This is a genomic window from Streptosporangium nanhuense (assembly GCF_059358815.1).
In genome coordinates, this window is the sequence record NZ_JCADBG010000001.1 from 565,464 (window position 1) to 590,224 (window position 24,761).

At 69.5% G+C, this 24,761-nt stretch carries 17 protein-coding genes; 7 read left to right on the forward strand and 10 right to left on the reverse strand.

Annotated features, from left to right (window positions below; all coding sequences use genetic code 11):
• The first annotated feature begins 493 nt into the window (after positions 1–493).
• Both AC5L38_RS02350 and AC5L38_RS02355 read left to right on the forward strand, forming a co-directional pair.
• Positions 494–2,677: an AAA family ATPase gene (locus tag AC5L38_RS02350; protein ID WP_495241059.1), complete on the forward strand. Its 2,184-nt coding sequence runs from the start codon at positions 494–496 to the stop codon at positions 2,675–2,677.
• Positions 2,674–3,924 (forward strand): McrC family protein, encoded by a 1,251-nt coding sequence (locus AC5L38_RS02355; protein ID WP_495241060.1) that lies wholly within the window; start codon positions 2,674–2,676, stop codon positions 3,922–3,924. The genes AC5L38_RS02350 and AC5L38_RS02355 overlap by 4 nt, the downstream gene beginning before the upstream one ends.
• Before the next feature lie 107 nt (positions 3,925–4,031).
• Here the strand turns inward: AC5L38_RS02355 and AC5L38_RS02360 are convergent, their stop codons facing one another.
• The 5 genes from AC5L38_RS02360 to AC5L38_RS02380 form a co-directional block, all read right to left on the reverse strand.
• Complete coding sequence (locus AC5L38_RS02360) at positions 4,032–5,252, reverse strand: epoxide hydrolase family protein (RefSeq protein WP_495241061.1); 1,221 nt, start codon at positions 5,250–5,252, stop codon at positions 4,032–4,034.
• A gap of 32 nt (positions 5,253–5,284) precedes the next feature.
• A complete protein-coding gene (locus AC5L38_RS02365) occupies positions 5,285–5,758 on the reverse strand; it encodes a nuclear transport factor 2 family protein (RefSeq protein WP_495241062.1) in 474 nt (157 codons plus the stop codon).
• 41 nt (positions 5,759–5,799) lie between these two features.
• A complete protein-coding gene (locus tag AC5L38_RS02370; protein ID WP_495241063.1) occupies positions 5,800–6,198 on the reverse strand; it encodes a nuclear transport factor 2 family protein in 399 nt (132 codons plus the stop codon).
• Between the two features lie 34 nt (positions 6,199–6,232).
• Positions 6,233–7,729: an MFS transporter gene (locus AC5L38_RS02375; RefSeq protein WP_495241064.1), complete on the reverse strand. Its 1,497-nt coding sequence runs from the start codon at positions 7,727–7,729 to the stop codon at positions 6,233–6,235.
• 306 nt (positions 7,730–8,035) lie between these two features.
• Positions 8,036–8,974 (reverse strand): GlxA family transcriptional regulator, encoded by a 939-nt coding sequence (locus AC5L38_RS02380; protein ID WP_495241065.1) that lies wholly within the window; start codon positions 8,972–8,974, stop codon positions 8,036–8,038.
• 86 nt (positions 8,975–9,060) lie between these two features.
• On the opposite strand from AC5L38_RS02380, the gene AC5L38_RS02385 reads away from it, so the two are divergent.
• A complete protein-coding gene (locus AC5L38_RS02385; RefSeq protein WP_495241066.1) occupies positions 9,061–10,290 on the forward strand; it encodes an MFS transporter in 1,230 nt (409 codons plus the stop codon).
• 1,336 nt (positions 10,291–11,626) lie between these two features.
• Here AC5L38_RS02385 and AC5L38_RS02390 read toward each other — a convergent pair.
• Together AC5L38_RS02390 and AC5L38_RS02395 are read right to left on the reverse strand one after the other, a co-directional pair.
• On the reverse strand, positions 11,627–12,250 hold the full coding sequence (locus AC5L38_RS02390; RefSeq protein ID WP_495241067.1) for a DUF6461 domain-containing protein: 624 nt from the start codon (positions 12,248–12,250) through the stop codon (positions 11,627–11,629).
• A gap of 288 nt (positions 12,251–12,538) precedes the next feature.
• A complete protein-coding gene (locus AC5L38_RS02395; protein WP_495241068.1) occupies positions 12,539–12,952 on the reverse strand; it encodes a hypothetical protein in 414 nt (137 codons plus the stop codon).
• Positions 12,953–13,294: 342 nt separating this feature from the next.
• Between AC5L38_RS02395 and AC5L38_RS02400 the strand changes: the two genes are divergently transcribed.
• Positions 13,295–14,947 (forward strand): ATP-binding protein, encoded by a 1,653-nt coding sequence (locus tag AC5L38_RS02400; RefSeq protein WP_495241069.1) that lies wholly within the window; start codon positions 13,295–13,297, stop codon positions 14,945–14,947.
• 128 nt (positions 14,948–15,075) lie between these two features.
• Here the strand turns inward: AC5L38_RS02400 and AC5L38_RS02405 are convergent, their stop codons facing one another.
• Together AC5L38_RS02405 and AC5L38_RS02410 are read right to left on the reverse strand one after the other, a co-directional pair.
• Positions 15,076–16,989 carry a serine/threonine-protein kinase gene (locus tag AC5L38_RS02405; protein ID WP_495241070.1) on the reverse strand — a complete coding sequence of 638 codons (1,914 nt, stop codon included), beginning with the start codon at positions 16,987–16,989 and terminating at the stop codon, positions 15,076–15,078.
• A gap of 185 nt (positions 16,990–17,174) precedes the next feature.
• Complete coding sequence (locus AC5L38_RS02410) at positions 17,175–18,536, reverse strand: FAD-binding oxidoreductase (protein ID WP_495241071.1); 1,362 nt, start codon at positions 18,534–18,536, stop codon at positions 17,175–17,177.
• 191 nt (positions 18,537–18,727) lie between these two features.
• Between AC5L38_RS02410 and AC5L38_RS02415 the strand changes: the two genes are divergently transcribed.
• The 3 genes from AC5L38_RS02415 to AC5L38_RS02425 all read left to right on the forward strand — a co-directional run bounded on the left by AC5L38_RS02415 (position 18,728) and on the right by AC5L38_RS02425 (position 22,805).
• On the forward strand, positions 18,728–21,508 hold the full coding sequence (locus AC5L38_RS02415) for an immune inhibitor A domain-containing protein (RefSeq protein WP_495241072.1): 2,781 nt from the start codon (positions 18,728–18,730) through the stop codon (positions 21,506–21,508).
• Positions 21,509–21,619: 111 nt separating this feature from the next.
• Positions 21,620–22,558, forward strand: coding sequence for a diacylglycerol/lipid kinase family protein (locus AC5L38_RS02420; RefSeq protein ID WP_495241073.1), 939 nt, complete (start codon positions 21,620–21,622; stop codon positions 22,556–22,558).
• A 91-nt stretch (positions 22,559–22,649) separates the two neighbouring features.
• Positions 22,650–22,805 carry a hypothetical protein gene (locus tag AC5L38_RS02425; RefSeq protein WP_495241074.1) on the forward strand — a complete coding sequence of 52 codons (156 nt, stop codon included), beginning with the start codon at positions 22,650–22,652 and terminating at the stop codon, positions 22,803–22,805.
• A gap of 129 nt (positions 22,806–22,934) precedes the next feature.
• On the opposite strand, the gene mads6 is transcribed toward AC5L38_RS02425, so the two are convergent.
• On the reverse strand, positions 22,935–24,740 hold the full coding sequence (mads6, locus tag AC5L38_RS02430; RefSeq protein WP_495241075.1) for a methylation-associated defense system protein kinase MAD6: 1,806 nt from the start codon (positions 24,738–24,740) through the stop codon (positions 22,935–22,937).
• Between the last annotated feature and the right edge of the window lie 21 nt (positions 24,741–24,761).

The window sequence follows — 24,761 nt, forward strand, 5'->3', positions numbered from 1 at the left end:
CCTATCTCGTGTGTGATCAGCACAAGTCGCCACTCGCCGAAGAGTATCCACTTACGTTAGGCAGATACCCCGACATTTTTGAAAAGTCGGTTTCATTGAACGTATTCGAAAATATTGTCGATATAGGTCGGATGAACGTCAGTCGGCAGGCCGAAATCTCTCGCGGGAGTAAGGGTGCTTTTGGGTAACTAAGTAAGCAAATGACGCAAAGGGGATTTTGATCTTTGTGACACGAGTGCCGCAGCTTTAGATATGATATTTCGTCATATTTGAGCATTTGGTCGAAACGCCTAATTGTGGTGTTCTGGCACAATTGTTCGATTGTTGTGTCGAGGGAAAGGTTCTCCACCGGTCAGGTCGGTGCGGGTGGAGGTAGAGCCTGCTGGCCAAGAGCGCAGAGGTGAGGGAGAAACGCCTTCTGATCAACCCTGCGTAACGTCCTGCGGGCCACGTGAGGATATGTAGGGGCCGAGGTTACGCGGAAGGGGATCATGTGGATCGAAAGCAGGGCGTGGTCGTGTGCCGTGCGGCACGCCAGGTGGTCGACAACGGTGTTCTGACCGGGCAGTCGTCATTCGCTCCTGGCCTGCGCACCTGGACTCCCGAGGTGGCGGACGAGTTGTTCCGCCGGTTCGTGGAGAACTTCGACGAGTCCTCCGACGAGTTCCTGGTCAAGCTCGAACGGCAGATCGCCGAAGGCAGCGACGAGGCGATCGTGCTCGCCGCCGAGCTGCTCTATCTCAACGTCATGCCGCTGAGCCCGGCCACGATCGGTGTCAATCGTAAATTCGAGATCCTGGACAGCGTGCTTTCGTGGGCGTCCTTCCCGGTGAAGGTGCCCGAGGAGCTGGCCGCGGCGGCCTCACCGGGTTACATGAAGGGGGGCCAGGCGTTCCTCAACTACCGCTGGGCCCAGTTCGCCTTTCTTATCCGCCTCACGCGGCTGCTGGTGAAGCTACCGCCCGAGGAACGGGAATCGGCTCTGCGGGATCCGTGGCGCTTCCGGGAACTGGCCGAATCGGTGCTCACCGACTACGACGGCAAGTCTCGGGCCCGCGCCCAGTTCCACGTGCTGCTGTTCCTGCTGTTCCCCGATGTGTTCGCCCCCGTCTCGGTCGAGCGCAACAAGCAGCTCATCCGTGACGCCTTCATCGACCGGCTCACCGAGCCGACCGGGGATCTCGACCGGGACATCTACACCATTCGCCAGCGGATCGAAGCGGAACACGGCGGACGGTTCAACTTCTACGACGAGCCCTGGCGGTCGCGCTGGGAGCCGCCTGCGCCACCACGGCCGCAGAAGGGCTGGCTGGTGCGCGGGGCCAACGTCGACGGCGTCAACGCGATCCCGCTGTGGTTGAGTGAGGGCTTCTGCTCGGTCAGCTTCGCGGACATCGAACGACTACCGGCCGGTGCGTCCCGGCAGCAGGTCAAGGAGGCTGTCGCCGCCGGAATCCCCGACGCCAAACAAGGCGCGAAGGACGCCGCGACCGGGCAGCTGTGGCGGTTCCTCAGCGGCTTCCAACCTGGTGATCTCGTCGCGACCGTCGACGGTGACGCCGTCTATGTCGGTACCGTCACCGGTGACGCGTATCACGACGACTCCGCCGACCGTGGCCTGGCTCGCCGCCGCGCGGTCGAGTGGAACCCCGTCGCCGTGAGCCGCCAGGCCCTCCCCGAGGAAGCCCAGGCCAAGCTCAAAAGCACGATGGTGATCTGCGAGCTGACCAGCGTGATCGCGGCGTTGGCCACCGGCGCCGGACTGGAGGAACAGCTCACCGACGAGGTGCTGGCCCGGGACGAGACCCGTGACCTGATCGTCCCGACGCTGACCCAGATGTTCGCCGACGACCTGCTCATGCCGCTCGGCTGGCTGCGGGAGACCGCCGACCTGCTGACCACCAAACGACAGATGATCCTGTACGGCCCGCCCGGCACCGGCAAGACCTACCTGGCCACCAAGCTCGGCGAGGCTCTGGCCGGTCCCGATCGCACCAGCCTGGTGCAGTTCCATCCTTCCTACGGGTACGAGGACTTCATCGAAGGCTTCCGCCCCCGGCTCGGCGAAAACGGCACGATCGGCTTCGACCTGGTGCCCGGCCCGTTCAAGAACGCCGTGGAGGCCGCCGAGAAGGAGCCGGATCGGCCGTACGTCCTGGTCATCGATGAGATCAACCGCGCCAATCTGGCCAAGGTGTTCGGTGAGCTGTACTTCCTGCTGGAGTACCGGAACCACGAGATCACCCTGCAGTACTCGCCGGACGAGCCGTTCAGGCTGCCCAAGAACGTCTTCGTCATCGGCACGATGAACACCGTCGACCGCTCGGTGGCACTGATCGACGCGGCGATGCGCCGTCGGTTCGTCTTTCGCGCCCTGACCCCTGACCGGCCCCCGGTCGACGGGTTGCTACGCCGCTGGCTGGAGCGCGAGCGCCTTCCCGTCCTGCCCGCGCTCTTGCTGGAGGAGGTCAACCGCCGCCTGAACGACCCGGACCGCGCCGTCGGCCCCTCCTACCTGATGACGCCCGGCGTGGCCACCCGGCGCGGGCTGGAGCTCATCTGGGCGGCTGAGATCCTTCCCCTGCTGGAAGACCAGCTCTACGGCAGGATCGACGACATCGAGACCGAGTACGGCCTGCCGGGCCTGCTCACCGCGATCGGCCACACTCTGCCGTGACTTTGCATCTTCATCTCGCGGAGGCCACGGCCGAGCCGCCCCGGGCCTTGACTCCGGTGCAGGTCGCCGCACTGGCCACAGTTCCCGACCTGGTCACCATCACCCCGACCGGGAGTGGGCTGTGGCGGCTCGCCGGACGCCAGCGGGTCGGGACCGTACGGCTGGGTCACGGCGACGGCGCCGTCGAGCTGCGCGTCCGGCCGAAACTGCCTGTCCGGCGGCTGCTCGGCCTGCTCGAACACGACGACATCTGGCAGAACCGCCAGATCACCGCCGCCACCGACGACCTCCTCGTCCCCGCCCTGACCACCCTGTTCGCCCGTGCTGCGGAGCGTGTGCTTCGCGGCGGGGTTCTGCACGGCTATGTCTACCGCGAGGACGCACTCACCGTCGTGCGAGGCCGGATACGTACCAGCGCCCAACTGAGCCGCCGAATGGGCTTGCCCACCGCGATCGAGGTCGCCTACGACGACTACCTGGCGGACATCCCAGAAAATCAGATCCTGCTCGGCGCGATCGAGCTCGCCCAGACCCTTCCTGACGTAGCGGGCAGCACGCTCGCGCTGCTGCGACATCTGAGCGCGCGGCTGGTCGGCGTCGTCCCCGTCCGCCCCGGAGCACCGCTGCCGCCGTGGCGACCGACCCGGCTCAACGAGAGATATGTCCCCGCGCTCCGGCTGGCCGAACTCCTCCTTTCCGGAGCCTCACTTCAGCAGGAGGGGATTCAGGCGATACAGATCGACGGGTTCATCCTGAACATGGCCCAGATCTTCGAACGTTTCCTCGCCCGGCAACTCACCACCGTGCTCCCGTCGTACGGCTTGGGCTGTGCTGCCCAGCAGGGGCACCGGCTGGATCGGCAGAAGCGGGTGCTCTTCCGGCCCGACATTCTCGTCCATCGCGACGGGCGGCCCGAAGCGGTCGTCGACGCGAAATACCGGACGCTGGACGGTGCTCCGCCGACGGGGCATCTGTTTCAGCTGATCTCCTACTGCACCGCTCTCGGTCTCACCGACGGGCATCTCGTCTACGCCTCCGGGACGCCGTCGGTGGAGCCGTACCAGATCGAGAACTCGGACATCAGGGTGCACGCACATGTCCTGGACCTCGACCAGGAGCCTGCCGACCTGGCGAACGCCGTGGCCGCGCTGGCCGAGCGCTTGACGGAACGTGCCGGACGTCGGCCTCCCCGCCGGTGTGACGAGGCAGAAAGCTCCGGCCCGAACCCGGCGGTCCAGCATTTCTAAATCGCCACGGGCGCGCCGAGAACCGGCCGGAGCGCGGGGTCGCGGACGGACGTGTCGGAGCAGCCCGCGATTCCCGAAGTGGACATTGCGACCCACTCATCTCCGCTCTACCGCAGCGGCCGGAAGGTGGCGCGGATGTCCTCGACGACCGCTTCCGGGTTCTCCCACGCGGTGAAGTGGCCGCCGTGCTCGTGCGCCTTGAGGTAGACCGGGTTGTACCAGTCCTTCTCGCGCGGGTCGTCGAGGAAGTGCTGGACACGCTGTTCGGTGGAGACGCCGGGCGGGTTCTCGTATCCGAGGAAGGTGATGCCGGCCGGTGCCTCGATGATCGGGGTGCGGTCGTGCGAGGGCGTCCACGGATAGCGGTTCGCGTTCGCGTAGGAGCGGATGGAGCTGGTGATGGAGTTGGTGACCCACCAGATGGTCGCGTTGGTGATGAGGTGCTCGCGCGGGAAGACGCTCTCGACGTCGCCGTTCGACTCGCTCCACTTGGTCCAGCGGCGCAGGATCCAGGAGAGCATGCCGACGGGCGAGTCGGCCAGGCCGTAGGCGAGGTTCTGGTTGTCGAGGATGTGCACGGCGACGTGGGAGGCGAAGCGCTGCTGCATGTCGACGACCTCGGCTCGGAAGGAGCCGGGCAGGCCGTCGGGGACCTGGGCGCCGCCGGTGATGTCCCAGGGGCGGTCACCCTGGAAGATGTCGAGGTGGATGCGGTGGCTGAGCCAGATGCCGTGGAGCTCGCCGGCGTACTTGTGGCCGAGCTGGCCGGTGACGAGGGCGCCGTAGTCGGAGCCGGCCGCGGCGTACTTCTCGTAGCCGAGATGCTCGGTCATGAGCTTGTGCCACAACTCCGCCATTTTCCAGAAGTTCATGTCCGGCCGGTTCGCCGGGGTGGAGAAGGCGAAGCCCGACAGTGACGGCACGATGACGTCGAACGCGTCCGCCGGGTCGCCGCCGTGGGCGGCCGGGTCGGTGAGCGGGCCGATGACCTTCGTCCACTCACGGTAGCTCCACGGCCAGCCGTGAGTCATGATCAGCGGGATGCGGTCCGGCCCGGTGCCCTCCTTCCGGATGAAGTGGACGGGCGAGCCGTCGATGGTGACCCGGTGGTTGTCCCACTCGTTGAGCTTCCTCTCGGCCTCGCGCCAGTCGAACTCGTTCGCCCAGTAGTCGACGAGCTCCTTCATGTAGGTGAGGCTCGTGCCGTAGTGACTGTCGTTCTCGTCGATGTCCGCGGGCCAGCGGGTGCCGCGCAGCCGGGCCCTGAGGTCGTCGATCGTCTCCTGCGGGATCGAGATGTGGAAGCGGTCCTTCTCGAGGTCGGTCATGGTGTCGCTCCTTGCGTGATCGTGTCGGTGGCTCAGTAGCCGAACTCGAGCCGGGTACGGCTCAGGACGCGGGTGGCGATGAACCAGCGGCCGCCGTCCTTGCGGTAGGTGACGTGGTAGTGGCCCCAGCCGCGCATGGTGCGGAAGGGCGGAAGGGCGTCGCCGGGCCTCTGCTCGGGGACGGCGCCGTCACCGCGGAAGATGAGGTCGGCCATCGCCCAGACGGCCGTGGCCGTCGTGGCGGACTCGACGTCGATCTCGTGGGTGAACAGCTGGTGGACGAGCCGCACGTCGCCTGAGTTGCGCGAGCCGAGCTGGGTCGCGATGTCCCGTCGGCCGGCCATGTTCGCGAGCTCGTTGCCCTCGGCGTCGAGGGGGCGGAACCAGCCGTCCTCGGTGAACAGGCCGGCGAGGTCGTCCCAGCGCCTCTGGTCGGCGTAGCGGGCGTAACGGGCCTCGAGGCGGCGGATGTCCTCGATGGCGTTGAGGGTCTCCAGGTCTCTCACGGGTGTCTTCTCTCTTGGTCGTCTCTTCCGGTCGCCCGCGGTCAGAGGCCGAGAAGCCGGCCGGCCTTCTGCGGGTTGGTGTAGTCGCGCCAGGCGGCGATCTCGCCGTCGCGGATCTCGTAGACGGCGAGGTTCCTGATGGGGGCGAGCTCCTTGCCGGGCAGGCCCAGTCCGTGGATCTGCTCGGCGATGACGAGGTCACCGTTGACGGCCTGGTTGAGCGTCTCGAACCTGACCTGCGCGAAGGTGCGGAAGACGTTCGCCCACATGTTCACGAGGTTCGTCCGGCCGCGCAGTTCCGGGTCGCCGTAGTTCTCGAAGACGATGTCGTCGGCGAAGTACCTCCCCAGCAGGGCCGGGTCCTTCCTCTCGAAGGCGTCGACGAATTCGCGGATGAGGGCGTCGTTACGAGCCTCGCGCTCGCTCGGGTTGTCGGACATGGTTCGTTCGTCCTTTCGTTCGGGGTCGAGGGGGTCAGAACGGGTTGTGCCGGTCGAGAAGCGCGGCGGCCTCCTGCTCCGGCGTCTCGTGTTCCGGTGCGGCGCCGTCCGGGCCGAGCGCGGTCGGGATGACGAGGCAGGCGATCAGGCTGACCAGCGCGGCGGTCGCGAGTGCGGCGAAGGCGATGGTGTACCCGCTCTCGGCGGGCAGGCCGAGAGCGCCGCGATGGCTTCCGAGGATGCTGGAGACCATGGCGGCGCCGAGCGCGCCGCCGATGGTGCGGATGTTCGCGTTCATTCCCGCGGTGGCTCCGGTCTGGGTGGCCGGGACCGCGTGCACGACGACCGCGGAGAGGGCGGAGAGCGCGATCCCGAAGCCGAGCCCGCCGACGGAGGTGGCGACGACGACCTCCCAGAGCCGGTCGTGTGAGAGGGCGAGCCAGGCGAAGCCGACGATGGGCGGGATCGCGCCGATCACCAGCACGGTCTTGGGCCGTAGCAGGCGCATGAGAGGGCCGGCCAGGAGTCCCGTGGTGAACATGGCGACGGTGATGGGGGCGAACAGCACGCCCGAGGCGGTGACGGACGCGCCGAAGCCGTAGCCGGCCTGCCGGGGGACCTGGAGGAAGGAGGGGATGAAACCCATCGCCGAGTAGAGGCCGACGCCGAACAGCAGCGAGGCGAGGTTCGCCGTCCAGACCGGCCGCAAGCGGAACACGGTCATGTCGATCAGCGGAGTCCGCGATCGCAGCTCGACGAGGACCCACAGCGCGCCGAAGACGACCGCGCCGGCGAACAGGGCGAGTGTGCCCGGTGCGAGCCAGCCGCGATCCGCGCCGAGGGACAGCGGCAGCAGCACGCACACCAGGGCGGCCGACAGCAGCGCGGCCGCGAGCCAGTTCACCCCGCCCGCGGCCCGCGCTCCGCGGTCCGGGATCGTCAGCCACAGCAGGACGGCGATGACGCCGTTGGCGATCGCGGGCAGCCAGAACAGCCAGGCGACGCCGAGCCCTTCGACGATCGGGCCGGAGACGAGCACTCCCAGCCCGCCGCCGACCGAGCTCATGGCGGCCACGACGCCGACGGCGGACCCGACCCGCGGGGCGGGCGCCAGATCGCGGATCACCCCGAAGGCCAGCGGGAGCACGGCGCCGCCGGCGCCCTGAAGCACCCGTCCGAGCACCATCACCGGCAGCTGGTGCGCGAGGGCGCCGGCCACGCTCCCGGCGACCAGCAGGCCGAGGGCGGCCACGAGGAGCAGGCGCTTGCCGAAGCGGTCGCCGAGCCTGCCCAGGATGGGCGTGAGCAGGGCGCTGGAGAGGAGATAGGACGTCAGCACCCAGCTCACCCCGAGCTGATCGGTGCGCAGGCTCCGCCGCAGCGTTTCCAGCGCGGGGTTCACCATCGACAGCACCAGCGAGTACGAGACGGACGTCACCGAGAGCATCACGAGTGCCGGGGCGAGCCCCTTGCGGGCTTGCGCCGGCGCCACCGGCGGAGACGGGGGAGCATGGGGTTTACTGGACTGCATGGTCCAGTCTTATGTCACCGCAAATTGGACTAGCAAGTCCAATTTAAGGGGCGGCCTCTCCGGGGCCCGCAACGAGGCGAAGGCGGCGTCCGCATGCTCCGAACTTCCCGGGGCACGGAAGGCGGCGCGTTCGTCGCCTGGGAGCCCGACGGCGCCGGGACGTGGTTCCCGGCCGGGATCTCCTGGGCGGGCGAGAGGCGCCGGTGGCGGCGGCACGGTTCGCCGCCGCACACCAGGCTCGGTTCGCCGCCGTACGCCCGGCTCGGTTCGCCGCCGTACGCCCGGCGAACCGAGCCTGGTGCCCGGTCAGCGGAAGGAGCGCCGGTAGGCGGCCGGGGTGGTGCTCAGCGCCTTGTGGAAGCGGCGGCGCAGGTTGACCGCCGAGGACAGGCCGACGCGCTGGGCGATCGTCTCCACCGGAAGGTCGGTCTCCTCCAGCAGGGCGCGGGTGCCCGCGATGCGCCGGTCGAGCAGCCAGCGGCCGGGGGAGATGCCGAGCTGCTCGGTGAAGTGGCGGCTGAGGGTGCGCGCCGACATCCCCGACCGGGCCGCCATGTCCTCCAGGGTGAGCGGCCGGTCGAGGTTGGCGGTTATCCAGTCGAGGAGCGGGGCGAGGGAGTCGGGGACCGGCCCGGTCGTCGGCAGCGCGGGGTACTGGCGCTGGCAGCCCTCGCGGTGCGGGGCCGCCGACAGCTGCCGGCCGATCCGCATGGCGAGGGCCGCGCCGTGGTCGCGCCTGACCTGGTTGAGGCACAGGTCGACGGTGGTGGCCGTGGCGCCCGCCGTCGCGACGTCGCCGTGGTCGACGTACAGGACGGTCGCGTCGGCACGGACCCTGGGGTAGAGCCGCCCCAACTCGTGGGTGAGCTCCCAGTGGGCCGCGGCGCCGCGGCCGTCCAGCAGGCCCAGGCCCGCCGGGACGTGGACGCCCGCGCAGATCCCGACGACCCGCGCGCCGCGGCCGTGGGCGGCCAGGACCGCCGCGCCGAGTTCGGCGGAGAAGTCCGGCCCGGGGCACCAGCCCGCGATGAGGATCGTGTCGGCCTCCGCCAGGGCCTCCAGGCCGTCGTGGACGACGATGTCGGCGCCCAGCGTGGTCGGGATCGGGCCGGGCCGCTCGGCGCAGAGCCGGAAGTCGTAGAGCTGGGGGATGTCGGGGCCGTGGTGGCCGAACACGGCGGACGCGCAGGTCACCGGGTACATCTCCTGGACGGGACCCACCAGGGCGACCACGCGATGCCTCATGGCAAGAATGTACCCAATAATGTCACTCAGGGCGTCTGTGGGGATGTATGTAGATATCCAGAATGAGTGGTCATGGAGTTCGTCACATGACCGCGATTCTCGATCGTGAAGATGCCCCGAGCGCCCCGCCCACGCTCTGGACCAGGGATTTCTCCTTCTATTTCGCGGCCCGGGTGGTGTCGCTGCTGGGCGACGCCATGATGCCGGTCGCGACGGCACTGGCGGTCGGGGCCGTCTACGGGGTCTCGGGCGTGGGGTACGTTCTCGCCGTCTGGACGGCGCCCTTCGTGCTGTTCGTTCTGTTCGGCGGGGTCTTCTCCGACCGGTTCGGCGCGCGCGCCATGATGATCGGCGCGGACCTGGTGCGGATCGTCACCCAGGGCGTGCTCGCCGTCGCGTTCTTCACCGGCACCCCGCCGCTGTGGCTGCTGATCGTCGCCTCCGCGCTGTCCGGTACGGCCGCCGCGATGTTCCAGCCCGGCGTCAACGGCATGGTCCCGCTGGTCGCGAAGGACCCCCAGCGGGCCAACGGCACCCTCAAGATCGCTGACGCGGCCACCCAGCTCGGCGGCCCGGTCCTGGCCGGACTGCTGATGGCGCTGACCGGCGCGGGCGCCGTCTACGCCCTCGACGCGGCCACCTTCCTGCTCAGCGGCCTCTGTCTCGCCCTGATCAGGCTCGCCCCCGGGGCCGGGGTCAGGGCGGGGGAGTCCTCGACGGTCCTGGTCGACCTGCGGCGCGGCTGGGTGGAGTTCCGCTCCCGCAGCTGGATGTGGTCGGTGATCCTGGTCTGGGTCTTCTTCGGCATGTTCGTCTTCGGCCCCTACATCCCGCTCGGCTCCCGGCTGATCGGCGACCGCCTGGGCGAGGCCGCCTACGGCTGGGCGATGGCCGCCCTCGGCGCCGGCACCGTGATCGGCGGCCTGGTCGCGATCCGCTTCCGTCCCGCCCGCCCCCTGGCCGCGGGAGCGGTCGCCATGATCGGCTTCATCTGCATCCCGCTGTCGGTCGCCCTGGAGCTTCCGCTTCTCCCGCTGATGGCGGGCCATCTGCTCGGCGGCGCGTCCTGGGCGTTCTGGTCGGTGATGTGGTCGACGAGCGTCCAGACGCAGGTGGCCCCGGACGTCCTCAACCGGGTGACCGCCTACGAGGTCGCCGGTTCGGTCTCGGGCGTGGCCGTGGGCCAGGCCCTCGTCGGCCCGGTCTCCTCGATCGTCGAACCCCGGGACCTGTTGTTCGTCTCGACCGGCGTCACCGCCGCCGTCTGCGCCGCCCTCCTGCTCATCCCGCCGATCCGCCGCCTGCGCCGGATCTGACCGCCCGTCGCCGCACGGCCGGCGGCGCGACCGCTCCGGCGGTACGGTGAGCACGTCACGCGACGCGCCGATGACGGCCTCCCGGCTGACGTGCGGCGCCCCGGAGGAGCCGGGGATCGGTCAGCCCTGTCATCCGCGACAACGCTCCTGTCGCCGGTTCCGCACGGAGGTTCCTCAACCCCCCACACCTTCGCGCGTGGGTACGCCGGACCGCACCGGGGTGTCGGCCGGGTGGATCGCCGCAGGGATGCGATTCCAGCAGATGGTTCGCCCCCGAGCCCAGGGGGCGCATGGCGCGCCCCCCTTCGGCCTGGCTCCTCGTCCAGGCCGCGGGCGATTTCGATGGTGGCCACCGACATGGGACAACCGATCTGAAAGCCGAGGAGTTTCGGTGGCTCCGGATGCGTCACTCGCCGTCATGACCGTCGCGGCACCCGCAGCGCTTCCTGCCGTCATCGCGGGCCTTCCGCGCGACGGTTCCCATCGCACGGATACGCGAATGGCCGGATCTACCGGTGGCCTTGCGGGCCGGGGCGATCTCCTTGGCGACGGTCCGCGTGTTGAGAAGCAGGGCTGACGTGGTGTCGGAGGCGGCACCGGCCGGGGTCTGGCAGGAAAGCGCCAGGACGGCGCCGATTGCTGTTGCTGCGACGGACCAATTTCGGGCACGTTTGCCGGAAATAATGGCCGAAGTCCATTTTTTTACCGCTAGGAGTCATTGCATTCCATGTCTTTTGTAATTCAAGGGAATCGTATTGCCTGAACCGCGACGGCGGCGGCAAGCAGGAGCTACCCGATGATCGACATGCGAAAGCGCCGTTCTCGTCAACGGACCCTAAATGAATTTTTCAACAATGGAAATATGTCCTGACTGCTGAATGTATTTCGCTTCTGTGAATTTCTTGTGGGTGGCCCGCCGGCCTGCAGGGGAAAGTTCTGCCGGAAGTCATACGCGTGGCACTGCTCCACGCTCCGGGCGTCCGGCCGGAGCACGTCACCGCCCCGATGATGTCGGCGGCCGGCTCCGCCGGGCCCGGAGAGGGGGCGCGGTCCGCTCGTGCTCCAGCGGCGCCCGTACGCGCTCGTGGATCGCCTGTGCGGCCCGGCCGGTACTCACGCTGGTGAACTTCGCTCCCGGCGCCGCCGCGATGAGAGTGAAGTGCGGCTTTTCCGGCCTGATGGCCTGATGGCCTGATGGCCTGATGGCCTGATGGCCTGATGGCCTGGTACGGCGGGTTCGCGGAGAACGGTGCCCCCGTGAAGCCTGCGGGAGCGTGCGGCGAAGTGATCCGCCGTCCGCGGCCGACCCGCGGGGGCCGTGGACGGCGGGTCCCGCTCACCTCGATCCGGGAACGACTCCGCCCAGGTAAGTGGACTCCTGCAGCAGCCGCGGCGTCATCGTGATCCCGGTGAGGCGCTCGGCCATGAGGAACGCCGGCCCTCTGTGGGGGTCGGTGTGCGGTGGGTAGGTGGAGTCGATCCGCTCGATGGTCTCCGCGAGTTCGTCCGGCATCTCCTCCGAGTAGCTTTCATGAGGCCTGAACATGAACTGGAGCCTGCCGTCCTCGATCCAGTGGGAATAGCCTTCCTGGTACGCGAACTCGAACCGGATCCTTCCGTCGTCGATCCAGTAGAAGTAGTCCATGACGTCGACGTCGAGGTAGAAGTGGGAGACGAGACGGGTGCCCGCCGACAGCGGCATGATGATCTCTTCGGTGATGCCGAGACCGCTGCAGGCCTCGACGAGGAGCACCCAGTCCCCGACGGCGACGGCACCGAAGGTCTGCCACCGGACCAGCTCGTCAAGCGTCACGCGAGAGCAGTCTTCGACCCGGACGCCGAGCCGGGTCACCACTTCCTCAAGCGTCAGGCCGCGGACGTAGGTGAAGCAGTAGGCATCCGCAAACTCGGGGAAACGCTCGGGAGAGAACCAGGAGTAGTCGTCAGGAGGCGTGATCATCCCGCCATGCTCGCAGCACCCACCGACACGACAGGAACCGTTTCATCCTGAACAGCGGCATTCCTCCGCGAGCCGCGGCACAAGGGATCGCCCGTACGGGCGCGGTCGCTCGATGCGGGCGACAGCGCGGCCTGTTCAGCACCTTCCAGCCTCTCAAAGGTCACCGATGGCACGGTTGACGTCCCGTTACTCGCACGACAGCCGGGGCCGGCGGCGATCCGGGGCGACCGTTGAACATTCCCGTGGAATGCGGAATTCGTCAAAGACGGCCCGTCGGCGCTTCGGACATCAGGTATCAGCGGTCAATCGATGAAGTGCCCGGTGGAAATACCTGGCATCCGTTTCGTGATCCGCTTTCTCAACACTGAGTTCTCTGATTCGTTCGACGATTTCCGTGCGGTCACCGGGCCCCACGAAACCGGCCAGGGCTTCGATCTCGGCCTGTGTTCGCTGGGCCATCGACGACGAACGATGTTCTGACGCCTGGAAGTAGGCGATCATCTCGTCGGCGCTCCCGGCTGGGGCGGATGCCGTCGGCGACGGAACCACGACCACGACAGGCGGCGGAGAGTCGAAGATCCCGATCACGTCGGACGAGGAGGAAACCGTCGCCATGACGAGGCCCAGGAGCGTGAGGAGCGCGAGCTGTTCTTTGCTGAGGTGCAGGCCGCCGCGTCTGGGACGCCTATGACTTCCGGTCACACTTCGATCATAAAAGCCGGGGGGGGCGGTTCTCTCGTGAGAAACCGCAGGCTCATGCGCCGCTGTCGACCATCGCCTGTCTCGTTCCGGCTGAGGAGATCGCCGGGCTCCGCGCGGCCGTACGTGACTCATCAGAGCGGCTCGCCAGGTGCGGGGCGTTTCCGGCTCTCCCCTGTCCTGTCGGGGCTCGCCTCGACCTGAAGGGCACGTGCCTCGTGGGTCGAGAACGATTTACGAAGGATCTCCCCGGTTCATACGGCAGTCCCTCTTAAGGTAAATACCCTAAGGGGGACTATTCGCCGTTTTGACGGGTTGGGCAGATGGTGGGTAAGGGGGACCGCCATGACAGCCGGCAACGACCTGGAGGACTGGGCAAGGTACGGGTTCAGCGAGGGAGTCGTCAGGGCCCTGTTCCACGGTCTGCGTGTGGGTCTGTACGTGGTCAGCTCCGCAGGGAGGATTCTCCTGGTCAATCCGTACGCCGAGAGCCTGCTCGATCGTCCCGCACGGCAGTTGATCGGGGCCGACCCCCACGATCTGCTGCACCGCAACGCCGACGGAAGCCCGGTGCCCCGGGAGGACTGCCAGGTTCTGGCCGCGTTCGCCGAGGGGGTGTACGTCCGCAGCGAGGAGGCGTGGTTCACTCGCGGATCCGGGGGCCTGGTCCCGGTGGGCGTGATGGCGGCCCCGCTCCCGTTGGGCGGGGAGAATGACGTGGGCTCGGTGGTCCTGTTCTACGACCTGTCGCGGCACAAGGCCGTGGAACACAAGCAGGCGGTCGCCCTGGCGGCACTGGAGAAGCTGACCGACCGGCTGTCGCTGATGGCCGAGACCGGCACCGTGCTGGCCTCCACCCTGGAGGTGGACGAGGCGCTGCGGCGGCTGTCCCGTCTGGTGGTGCCCCGGCTGGCCGACTGGGCGATGATCGACCTGCTCGGCCCCGGCGGCGACAGGGTGGACAGGGTGGCGGTCGTGGTCAAACACGGCCGAGGCGCTGTCGAGTACAAGCGGTGGGAGGGGCCGCTTCCGGCGCTTCCGGAGACCTCCCAGGCGCCGATGGCGCGAGTGCTGCGCGGCGGCCCCGCGGTGCTGCTCGGCCCCGCGGACCTGGCCGGGCGAACCGACCCGGAGGAGTGCGGCGTCCAGCGGCGGCGGCTGTACGAGGAGCTGGGAGCCCATTCGGTCATCATCGCGCCGCTGTGTACGCCGCGCCGGGTGCTGGGTGCGCTCACCCTGGCCCGGAGCGAGACCTCCCTGGCGTACGACTCGGCCGATCTGTCCCTTGTCAGCGACATCGCCAGCCGGGCCGGGCTCGCCGTGGACAACGTGAACATGTTCGAGGAGCAACGTCGGTTCGCCTCCTCCACCTCCCACGAGCTCAGAACGCCGCTTTCCGCTCTTCGCGCCCGGCTGGAGGAGGCGGTGCTCTACCCGGCCGACATCGACCCGCACGAGACCATCAGGGAGGCGCTGGCGGTCACCGACCGGCTGGAGACGATCGTCGACGACCTGTTGGTGCTGGCCCGGCTCCGTGCCGGGGAGCCGGCCGCGTACGAGCCGATCGACGTCGGCGCGCTGGTGGTGAGGGAGGTGGCGGCCATGGCGGGTGGCGTACCGGTCCATGTCGGCGCGAGCCGGGACGTGAACGTTCCGGGCAACCGGATCCAGCTGATCCGGGTCATCAACAATCTCCTGGTCAACGCCCGGCGGCACGCGGAGGAAAAGGTCGACGTCACCGTGGGGCGGGTGGAGGGCTCGGCCGTCATCACCGTGTGCGACGACGGTGCCGGAATCGCGCCGCAGCACCGGGAGCGCGTCTTCGAGCGCTTCGTCCGGCTGGAGGAGGGCCGGCGCAGAGAGCCGGGAGGCAGCGGGCTCGGCCTGGCCATCTCGCGAGGCATCGCCCACGCCCACAACGGAACCCTCACGATCGAGGACTCACCGCGTGGTGCCCGGTTCGTCCTCCGGCTTCCGCTGACGGACAGGCGTTCGTAGCCTTCCTCGGCCTTCGCGGCCCTCCGGCGGCGCCACTGTGTCCGTCGCTGTCCCGTCGCTGTCCCGTCAGGCCGTGGAAGACGTCGACAGGCGATGAGGACCTGTGAAGCACGCGACCCTCTCCGTGCTCAGCCGCAGTGGCTCCAGCCGCTCTTCCATGACAACGACCCGTGCGAGCCGCCCCAGATCACACACTTCTTGGCCGCGGGCAGGCGCACGGGGCCCGCGTAGGCGGTGAACCTGCCGGGGTTGCTCGCGGTGGAGCCGCCCTTCACCTGGAGGGTCGCGTTCATCGCGATCTTGGAGGGGAACACGTACCTGGACATGGTGACGACGCAGTTCCTGGCCTGGGCGGTGTTGTAGAGGAGATAGACGGTCGCCGCGCCGCCCAGGGCCCTGGAGTTGACCACCTTGTAGCCGCTCCCGCAGACGCCGGTGGCCGTGTAGGGGTTGGCCTTCTGGCTCGGCTTGGCGGTGGCGGTGGGTTTCACCGTCGGTTTCGCGGTGGTGGGCCTGGAGCTCGGCTTCGGGGACGACGAGGGTTTGGGGGTGCCGCTCGGCCGCGGCGAGGTCGTCGGCTTGGTCGTCGGCTTGCTCGTCGGTTTCGCGGACGGGGTCGGCGTGGGGGTGGTGGCCGTCGGCTCGGGGGTCGGCGAGGGGGATCCGCTGGGCTTCGGCGTGGGCCTTCCCGTGGCGTGGTCCTGACCCCCGGCCGGTCGGGAGGGCGGCCGCGGGGTGCGCCGGGACGGGTGGGGCGTGATCGAGGAGACCGTCCCGGTCTCCTCCTCCGAGGCCGTCGCGGAGGGCCGGGAGGACTCCTCCGGAACGAGCGTCGGCTCCTGGCCCGCGGTCTCCGACACGGCGGGGGACGCCGCCGGTCGCGTCGCCGCGGCCTTCCCGTCGTCCTGGAGGAGCACCACGGCCCCGGCCGCCACGCCGAGCGCGGCCACCACCGCCACCCCGGTGAGCATGAGCCCCACGGGGCGGGGTGCCTTCCTCGCCTCAGGCCTGTCCTGTCCCGGTCCGCCCTGCCCGGGCCCGCCCCGCGCGCCGTGCCCGGCCGCCGGCGGTCCGGCCTGCCTCGGGGTCGTCTCGGGTACGGCTCCAGGACCGGGTACGGCTCCAGGGCCGGTCACGGCTCCAGGGCCGGGTACGGCTCCAGGACCGGGCAGGGCCCCGGGACCGCTCACGGCTCCGGGGAGGGGGAAGGAGGCCGGGCGGGGGACCGGGGTGGTGGGGCCCGCGCCCATCAGGTGGCTGACGAGTTGCTCGGCGGTGGGCCGCCGGGCGGGATCCTTGGACAGGCAGGCCGCGACCAGGTCGCGCAGCGGCCCCTCCAGCGGGCCCAGCTCCGGCTGCGCGTTCAGGATCCGGTTGATCACGACGGCGATGGAGTCCTGGCCGAAGGCGGGCGTACCGGTCGCGGCGAAGACCATCGTGACGCCCCAGGCGAACACGTCGGCCGCGGACGTCACCTCGCCGGGGCCGAGCTGCTCGGGCGCGAGGTAGGACGGGGTCCCCATCGCCACCCCGGTCGCCGTCATCCCCGGCGAGTCCAGCGCCCTGGCGATGCCGAAGTCGATCACCACCGGGCCCTCGGGGCCCATCAGCACGTTGGCGGGCTTGAAGTCGCGGTGCAGGATGCCGGCGCGGTGGATCGCCGACAGCGCCGTGGCCGTGCTGACGGCCAGGCGCTCCAGGGAGGCGCCGCGCCGGGGCCCCTCCCGGTCGACCAGCAGGCGCAGGGACGGCCCGGGGACGTACTCGCTCACGATGTACGGGCGGCTGCCGGCCAGGTCGGCGTGCAGCACGGCCGCGGTGCAGAACCGGGCCACCCGCTGCGCGACCGACACCTCGCGCAGGAAGCGGGCCCTGGCCTCGGGGTCGCCGGCCAGCCCGTGGTGCAGGAGCTTGACGGCGACCTGCTCGCCCCCGGGCCCCCGCCCGAGGTAGACGACCCCCTGGCCGCCCTCGCCGAGCCGTCCGACCAGCTCGAACGAGCCCAGCCGCGGTGGATCCTCCCCGGTGAGCGGCTCTGTCATGATGTTCCCCCGAAACAAACCCCGAACAAGCCCTGAAAAAATGGTTTATATGTGGCAGAACGCTACCAGCGTGAGTGCTGATGGAGATCTGCCGCGGCGTGGAAGCACGCGGCGTGGAAGCTCTCGGCGTGAAAGCCCGCGGCGTGGAAGTTCGCGGCGTAGAAGTCCGCGACGTGGAGGTCCGCTCAGATGGCCTTGCCGGGGTTGAGAATGCCGAGCGGGTCGAAGACCTTCTTGATCCCGTGGTGGATCTCCTCGGTGACCGGCCCGGTCTCCAGCGCCAGCCAGCGCCGCTTCAGCAGCCCGACGCCGTGCTCGCCGGTGAGCGTGCCGCCCATCTCCAGGGTCTCCCTGAAGAGCTCGTCGGCCGCCGCCCACACCTGCGGCGGCGGCTCGGTCAGGGCGTGGTCGAAGATGAAGACCGGGTGCAGGTTGCCGTCGCCCGCGTGGGCGACCGTGGTGATCAGCACGTCGTACTTGACCGCGATCGCCTCGATCTTCTCGATCATGTCCGGCAGCAGGGAGCGCGGCACGCACACGTCCTCCACCAGGCACTTGCCCAGCCGCTCCTTGGCCTGGTAGGCCATCCGCCGGACCCCGATCAGCTCCTCGGCCTCCTGCGCCGACGACGACACCGCCACGAAGGCCGCGCCGTTGGCGGTGCAGAGCTCGGCCATCCGCTCGGAGACCGCGGGGCCGTCGGCCGCGTCCGACTGCGCGATCAGCATCGCCCGGGTCGACTCCTCCAGCCCGATGTTCCGCCAGTCGTCAATGGCCTTGAGCGTGTTGCGGTCGAGCATCTCCATCAGCGACGGCTGGCATCCGGCCGCGATGATCGCCGAGACGGCGGCGGCGGCGTCCCTGAGGGAGGTGAACTCGGCCGCGATCGTCGCCGGGTAGACCGACGGGGCCCTGCGCAGCCGTACCGTCGCCGCGGTGATGACCCCGAGCGTCCCCTCGGAGCCGACGAACAGGCCGGTCAGGTCGTAGCCCGTCACGCCCTTCACGGTGCGCCTGCCGGTGTTGATCACCCGCCCGTCCGCGAGCACGACCTCCAGGCCCATCGCCGAGTCGCGGGTCACGCCGTACTTCACGCAGCGCAGCCCGCCCGCGTTGGTGGCCAGGTTGCCGCCGATGGTGGAGATCTCGTACGAGGAGGGGTCGGGGGCGTACATCAGCCCGTGCTCGCGGGCGGCCCGGTCCAGGTCGGCGGTGATGACGCCCGGCTCGACCACGGCCGTCTCGTCGGCGGGGGACAGCTCCCTGATGGCCGCCATCTTGTGCAGCGCCAGCACGACGCACCCCTCGACGGCGGTCGCCCCGCCCGCCAGGCCGGTCCCGGCCCCCCGGGGCACCACGGGCACCCGGTGCTCGGTGGCCCACCTCATCACGGCGACCACGTCGTCCCTGGTGTGCGCGAGCACCACGGCCAGGGGCTTCCCCGGCTCCAGGAAGGTGCGGTCCCGCGCGTAGGAGTCGGTCACGTCGGGGTCGGTCAGCACCTTCTCCGGTGCGAGCGCTGCGACGAGTTCGGAGATAGCGGTCACACGTTGGACTGTACGGCCTGCGCCAACATGCCTTCTCCGGACAAAACATGCTTTATTGCATTTTCGCAACATCATTTGGACTCTTGACTCTAACTTTACCTTCTCGTCTAATCTCCCGGTTCGGCGCGCTCATACGGCGGGCCGGTGAGTGTGACGCGTCCGGCCAACCCGGGCGCAGGGAAGGGGACACGTTGTCCGGCAGAGTCAGCAGCGGAGGCGCCGGCAGGCGGCTTCTCGCGATAGTCCCCGTGATCGGCCTGGCCGTCACGGGTCTGGCTGTGGGCGGTGCGTCGGCCGAGAGCGACACCTCGGTCGCGCGGTACCAGCCGAGTGCGGCCGACTACTACATCAACTACGCGCCCCCCAGGGACGAGCCCGAGGTCGACGACCCGGCCGTGCCGTCGGCGAAGGCGCGCAAGGTCAGCCCGTCCAAGAAGTTCGCCGAGAAGCACTCCGAGGGCAACCCCGTCGCCGCGCGGGTGCTGGCCCAGCGTGAGGCCCAGGCGATCAGGACGGGCGTCAACCCGGCGGACTTCATCTTCAAGAAGTCGAAGACCGTCAAGACGGCCAAGCTCCTCACGCTGCTGGTGGAGTTCAACGACAAGGCCAACGACGACTTCTCCGGCTTCTCGCGGCCCGGCGGCGTCGACAGCGAGGACCCGGCCGAGTGCGTCACCGAGCCGCCGGGCACGCTGCTCAACGGCCCGCTGCACAACAAGATCCCCAACCCGGCCACCCTGTCCCACAAGGACAACAACAGCTTCTGGGTGCCCGACTTCAGCCCCGACCACTTCAACAAGATGCTCTACACCAAGCAGGGCATCACCCAGCGCGTCCGCACCGACCTGACCGACCCCCGGGACGGCCGCAAGGGCATCGACATCTCCGGCCACACCATGAAGAACATGTACGAGGAGATGTCCAAGGGCGCCTACACGGTCACCGGGCAGGCCAGCCCGTGGATCAAGGTCCCGCACTCCGAGGCCTACTACGGCGCCCGCGCCTGCGGCCAGCCGGTGCAGGACATGAGCGGCCACCCGGACAACCCGCTCGGGGCCGGCCAGCTCGCCATCGACGCGGTCAACACCCTGGCCGCCTCCGACGCGAACTTCCCCTGGGCCGACTACGACCTCGAGGACGTCGGCGACGCCGACGGCGACGGCAACTTCGCCGAGCCCGACGGCGTGGTCGACCACCTGGTCCTGGTCCACGCGGGCAAGGACAAGTCCTCCGACGGCGGCGCCGAGGGCACCTACGCGATCTGGGCGCACTCCAGCGCGGTGGCCGGCGGCTACCAGGTGCCCGGCAAGAACGTGAAGATCTCCAACTACATCGTGCAGCCCGAGGACTCCGGCGTCGGCGTCTTCGCGCACGAGTACGGCCACGACCTGGGCCTGCCGGACCTCTACGACACCAGCGGCCAGGCCTCCTCGGCGGTCGACTTCTGGGACCTGATGTCCAGCGGCTCGCACAGCGGCCCGATCTTCCAGTCGATGCCCTCCCACATGAGCATCTGGAGCAAGTGGATCCTCGGCTGGGCCAACCCCAAGGTCTTCAACCCCGGCGACCGCGGCGGTCTGGTGACGATCGGCCAGGCCTCGCGTACGCCCAAGCTCACCCAGGACGGCGTCAGGGTCAACCTGACGAGCCCCCCGGTCACGATGGTCGAGCCGCACAGCGGCACCAAGACCTTCTGGTCGAACTTCGACCAGGAGTGGGCCAACGTCAAGATCGGCCGTGACGTCCAGGTGCCCGCCGGGACCGACCTGAAGTTCTGGATGTGGAACAACTACGAGATCGAGGAAGACTGGGACTTCGGTTTCGTCGAGATCTCCACCGACGGCGGCACGACCTGGGCCCAGCAGAAGGTCTACACCGAGGGCGGCGCCCTGGTCTCCACCGACGACGGCTACACCGACCCCAACAAGAACCTCGCGGCGTTCGGCAACAAGAAGTACGGCCTCACCGGCAACACCGACGGCTGGCGGCACGACTACGTCGACCTCGCCCCGTTCGCCGGCAAGACCGTCAAGCTGCGCCTGACCTACAACACCGACGCCGCCTTCACCCCGCGCGGCTGGCACGTCGACGACTTCGCGCTCACCAACGGCACCCAGACCGTCTGGAGCGACGACCTGGAGAGCGGCGCCACCGGCTGGACGGCCAGTGGCGGCACCTTCAACGGCACCACCGGCGCGGGCTGGGTCGTCAACGACGGCAAGCGCGAGGTCTCCCGGTTCTACCTGGCCGAGTGGCGCAACTTCGACGGGTTCGACAAGGGCCTGCAGTACACCTACACCACCAACTACTCGCGTGACGGCGCGTGGAAGGTGGAGAAGGTCAAGTACAACGCCCCCGGCCTGCTCGTCTGGTACCGCGACTCGAACTACAGCAACAACTCGGTGGCCAACAACCTCGAACTGGCCCCGAGCATCGGTTCCAAGGGCAGCCTGATCCTCGTCGACTCCCACTTCGACCCGCTGCGGCGGACCGGGGCGGCGGCCGAGAAGGACACCACCACGCTCAAGAACATGAACGGCCGCGTGCAGACCTCGAACGCCGCCTTCTCCTTCTCCAAGACCTACCCCTTCACCGAGTGCTTCGAGGGGCCGGGCGAGCCCTTCAGCGAGTACTGCACCAAGGTGGCCGCGCAGAAGGGCGTCTCGGAGTTCACCGACGCCAAGACCTGGTACCCCGGGTTCGAGGCGCGCGGCACCAGCCTGTTCTACCGCGACTTCGACGCCTCGACGGTCGTCCCCTCCAAGGGCGACCAGCTCTACAGCACCCGGGTCGTCAACGCCGACGGCACCCCGGCCACCGAGCTGTACGGGACCGACATGGGCAACGGCCACGTCCTCGGCTCCGGCAACCCCGGTGACGAGGGCAAGGCGCTGGGCGTGAAGCTCAAGCTGGTCACCCCGTTCCCGGGCAACCTCGGCGCGATCGTGCAGGTCACCCCGCCCAAGCAGTAGATCGTCCCGCCCAGCGGGCCGACCGACGCCCACGGGCACCGGGGCCCCGCCGTCACCGACGGCGGGGCCCTAACATTTGAACGGGCAATCACCCGATCGGATAGGGGCAGCGTGGGAGAGCTTCGAAGCAAGGCCGAGCACACCGAGGCCATCCGGACCAAGGGCAGGGTCTGCGTGGTCGTCAACACGCGCTCGCGCCGGGGCCGGCGCCACTACCCCGCCGTGGTCCGCGCGCTGCGGGCCCAGGGATTCGACTCGCTCCGCTTCTTCCCGGTGGTCGACACCAAACGCCTGCGCGCCACCCTGGAGCAGGCCCTGGCCGACGAGCCCGACCTGCTCGTCGTGGGCGGCGGGGACGGCACGCTCAGCGCCGCCGTCAAGCACGTCGCCCACCGCGACGTCGCCCTCGGCGTGCTGCCCCTGGGCACCACCAACAACTTCGTCCGCAGCCTCGGCGTCCCCCTCGACCTCGCCGGGGCCGTCGAGGTCCTCCGTACGGGAAAGGTCGCCGACATCGACCTGGGCGTCGCCGGAGACCGCGAGTTCGCCAACCTGGCCAGTTTCGGGGTCTCCGTGGAGGTCGCGGGCAAGGTCAGGCACGGGGTGAAGCGCCTCCTGGGCCGCGCCGCCTACCCGCTCACGGCGCTGACGGTCCTCCCGGGCCACCAGCCGTTCCGGGCCTTCCTCACCGTGGACGGGCGCCGCCACGAGCTGCTCACCCACCAGCTCAACATCGCCAACGGCCGCTTCCACGGCGGCTGGCAGGTCGCCAGGGACATCAGCATCGACAACGGCCGCCTGGTCGCCTACCAGCTCGGCTCGGGCAAGCGCCTGCGCCTGCTGCTGGAGACCATGGTCCGCGCGGGCAGCGGCCGCTGGCGCAGCCTGGCGGGAGGCCCCTTCGTCGTGGGCCGGGAGATGTACCTGGAGACCGACCCGCCGATGGCCGCCGACGTCGACGGCGAGGTCCGCCTGATGACCCCCATCATGATCCGCACGGTGCCCAACGGCCTGCGGGTGATGGTCCCCGGCGACTTCGTCGACTCCTGAGCCGGGCGGGAGCCGGTGCCCGCGGTGATCGGAAGGTGATTGGAAACGGTCTCACCGGGTAGTCGGAGGTTTCCGACAGATGGAGGACACCATGGCATCGCTGATCGACCGGGTCCGGAACTACCTGCGCACCCCTCAGGGGCAGCGGAACATGGAGAAGGCCAGGGCGATGGCCCGCGACCCGCGCAACCAGCAGAAGCTGCGCGGGCTCCTCGCCCGCTTCCGGGGCGGCCACACCCGCCGCTGACCCGCCGCTGACTCGTCACTGATCCACCGCTGACCGCCCGCCCGGCGGTGAGCCAGGCACCGGCCGTGAGTCCGGGCCCGGCTCCCGCGCGGGCGATTCGCTTTTTTACGATTGTTTTGCGGTGAGCTTCTACGGTTGTTTTCCAGTGATACGCCGGAATCTCGTCCTGAGCCTGTCGAACAGCGGCTCCTGGGCCGGCAGGCCCTCGTAGGGCTCGTCCTCGTGCTGCGCGGGCTGCGCGGGCGCCCGGAGGCGGGCGTCCCGCGGGTGGTGTTCCGGCCCGTGGTCCTCCGGCCGCTCGACACCAGCCGCGCCAGGGCTCCCGGGGAGGCCGGAGGTCCCGGGGACGACGGGGTCCCCGGGAGCCGGGGCCTGAGGGTGACCGGGGCGCTGGGGACGGGAGTCCAGGGGCGGGGAATCCTGGAACGGGGAATCCTGGAACGAGGGATCCTGGGGCGCGGCGTCGTGGGAACCGTCGTGGGAGCGGAGGTCTCGGGGACGAGGATCCGGTACGCCGGAGTGCCGCGTGGCGGGGTCCGGGGGAGCCGGTGGGGCCGGAGGGGCAGGCGGGCGGGGCCGCCGCGCCCGCCGCAGGTCGGCCAGGGCCTCGGCCGCGCCCGGACGCTTGCCCGTCGCGTGGTCGCGCATCCGCCGCAGCAGGTCCATGACCTCCACGGGGATCTCCACGGGCGCCTCGCCGGAGGCGGGCTCGGCGTCGGGGGTGATCGGCGGAAGCTTCCCGGTCAGCAGCTGGAAGGCGATCACCCCGGCCGCGTACACGTCCGAGGCGGACGTCATCCGCTCCGGCATGGCCTGGCACTCGGGGGCCGCGTAATGGGTGTCGAGGATGTTGGGCAGCTCGTTGGCCACGGTGTGCGCGCGGGGGCCCGGCTTGGCGTAGTCGAACCCGGTGAGCATGGCCCGGCCCTCCTCCGTCACCAGCACGCACGCGGGGCTGAGCGCCCGGTGGATCACGTTGTTGGCGTGCACGTGGGCCAGGCCGAGCAGCATGTCCTCCACCACGTCCAGCCGGGCCGAGGTGGAGAGCGTGGACGGGGACGACGCGGGGGCGGTGAGGTGCAGGTGCAGCGCCTGGCCGTGCACGTCGTCGAGGACCAGCACGAACCGGCTCTCGTCGTCGATGGCGAAGAAGTCGCGGGCGCGCACCACGCACGGGTGCGGGGGGATCCTGGTGAGGGCCTGGTAGGCGTTGGTGATCAGCCGCCGTTCGGCCGCCCTCGGCTCCTCCTCGGCCAGCGGGTCGGCCCGGTAGACGCGCAGCAGGACCGTCTCGCTGCCCGGGACCGTCGCGTTGATCGCGCGGTACTCGGTGACCCGGGTGTCGCCGCCCAGCTGCTCCTCCACCTCCCAGCTGCCGAAGCGCGGCGGCGCCGTGGAGCGCCGCACGCTCCCGTTGAGCGCCTCGATGATCGCGGTGCCGTACGGCGCGGTGTCCGTGGTGTGGCCGCGCCGCACGCGGGAGACGTCGCTCAGCGTGCCGATCAGCCCGGCGAGGTCGGTGACGTGCCGCGAGTCGCGGCCGGCGGGGTCGACCAGCTCCGCGTCGGCCCCGGTGAGCACCACGAGGCTGTCGACGTAGACCCGGTCCAGCTCGCGGCGCTCCTGGGTGAGCAGGCCCTTGAGGGCGCGCCCGTTGCCGCGCAGCTTGGCGACGGGGGAGCCGAACGCCTCCCGGCGCAGCGGGAACCAGCGGGTTCCCGCGACCTCGATCCGGCCGCGGGTGCCCTTGACGTCGATGACGCAGAGCGAGTGGCCGGTCAGGACGATCACGTCCACCTCGAAGGTGTCGTCCCCGCGGGGCACCTCGATGTTGTGCAGCAGCAGCCAGTCGTCCGGGGCGTTGTCTCGCAGGTGCGCGATGACCCGTCGCTCGGCGTCGTTGACCGGGCTTCCGCCGCCGACGATCTGTGCCATCTCTAGTCTGCCGCCTTCCTG

Bases quoted from the DNA above. Each gene is read 5' to 3' on its own strand.
- AC5L38_RS02360 (WP_495241061.1), bottom strand. From the start codon at position 5,252: ATGACCGACCTCGAGAAGGACCGCTTCCACATCTCGATCCCGCAGGAG.
- AC5L38_RS02370 (WP_495241063.1), bottom strand. From the start codon at position 6,198: ATGTCCGACAACCCGAGCGAGCGCGAGGCTCGTAACGACGCCCTCATC.
- AC5L38_RS02375 (WP_495241064.1), bottom strand. From the start codon at position 7,729: ATGCAGTCCAGTAAACCCCATGCTCCCCCGTCTCCGCCGGTGGCGCCG.
- AC5L38_RS02380 (WP_495241065.1), bottom strand. From the start codon at position 8,974: ATGAGGCATCGCGTGGTCGCCCTGGTGGGTCCCGTCCAGGAGATGTAC.
- AC5L38_RS02385 (WP_495241066.1), top strand. From the start codon at position 9,061: ATGACCGCGATTCTCGATCGTGAAGATGCCCCGAGCGCCCCGCCCACG.
- AC5L38_RS02390 (WP_495241067.1), bottom strand. From the start codon at position 12,250: ATGATCACGCCTCCTGACGACTACTCCTGGTTCTCTCCCGAGCGTTTC.
- AC5L38_RS02400 (WP_495241069.1), top strand. From the start codon at position 13,295: ATGACAGCCGGCAACGACCTGGAGGACTGGGCAAGGTACGGGTTCAGC.
- AC5L38_RS02405 (WP_495241070.1), bottom strand. From the start codon at position 16,989: ATGACAGAGCCGCTCACCGGGGAGGATCCACCGCGGCTGGGCTCGTTC.
- AC5L38_RS02425 (WP_495241074.1), top strand. From the start codon at position 22,650: ATGGCATCGCTGATCGACCGGGTCCGGAACTACCTGCGCACCCCTCAG.
- mads6 (WP_495241075.1), bottom strand. From the start codon at position 24,740: ATGGCACAGATCGTCGGCGGCGGAAGCCCGGTCAACGACGCCGAGCGA.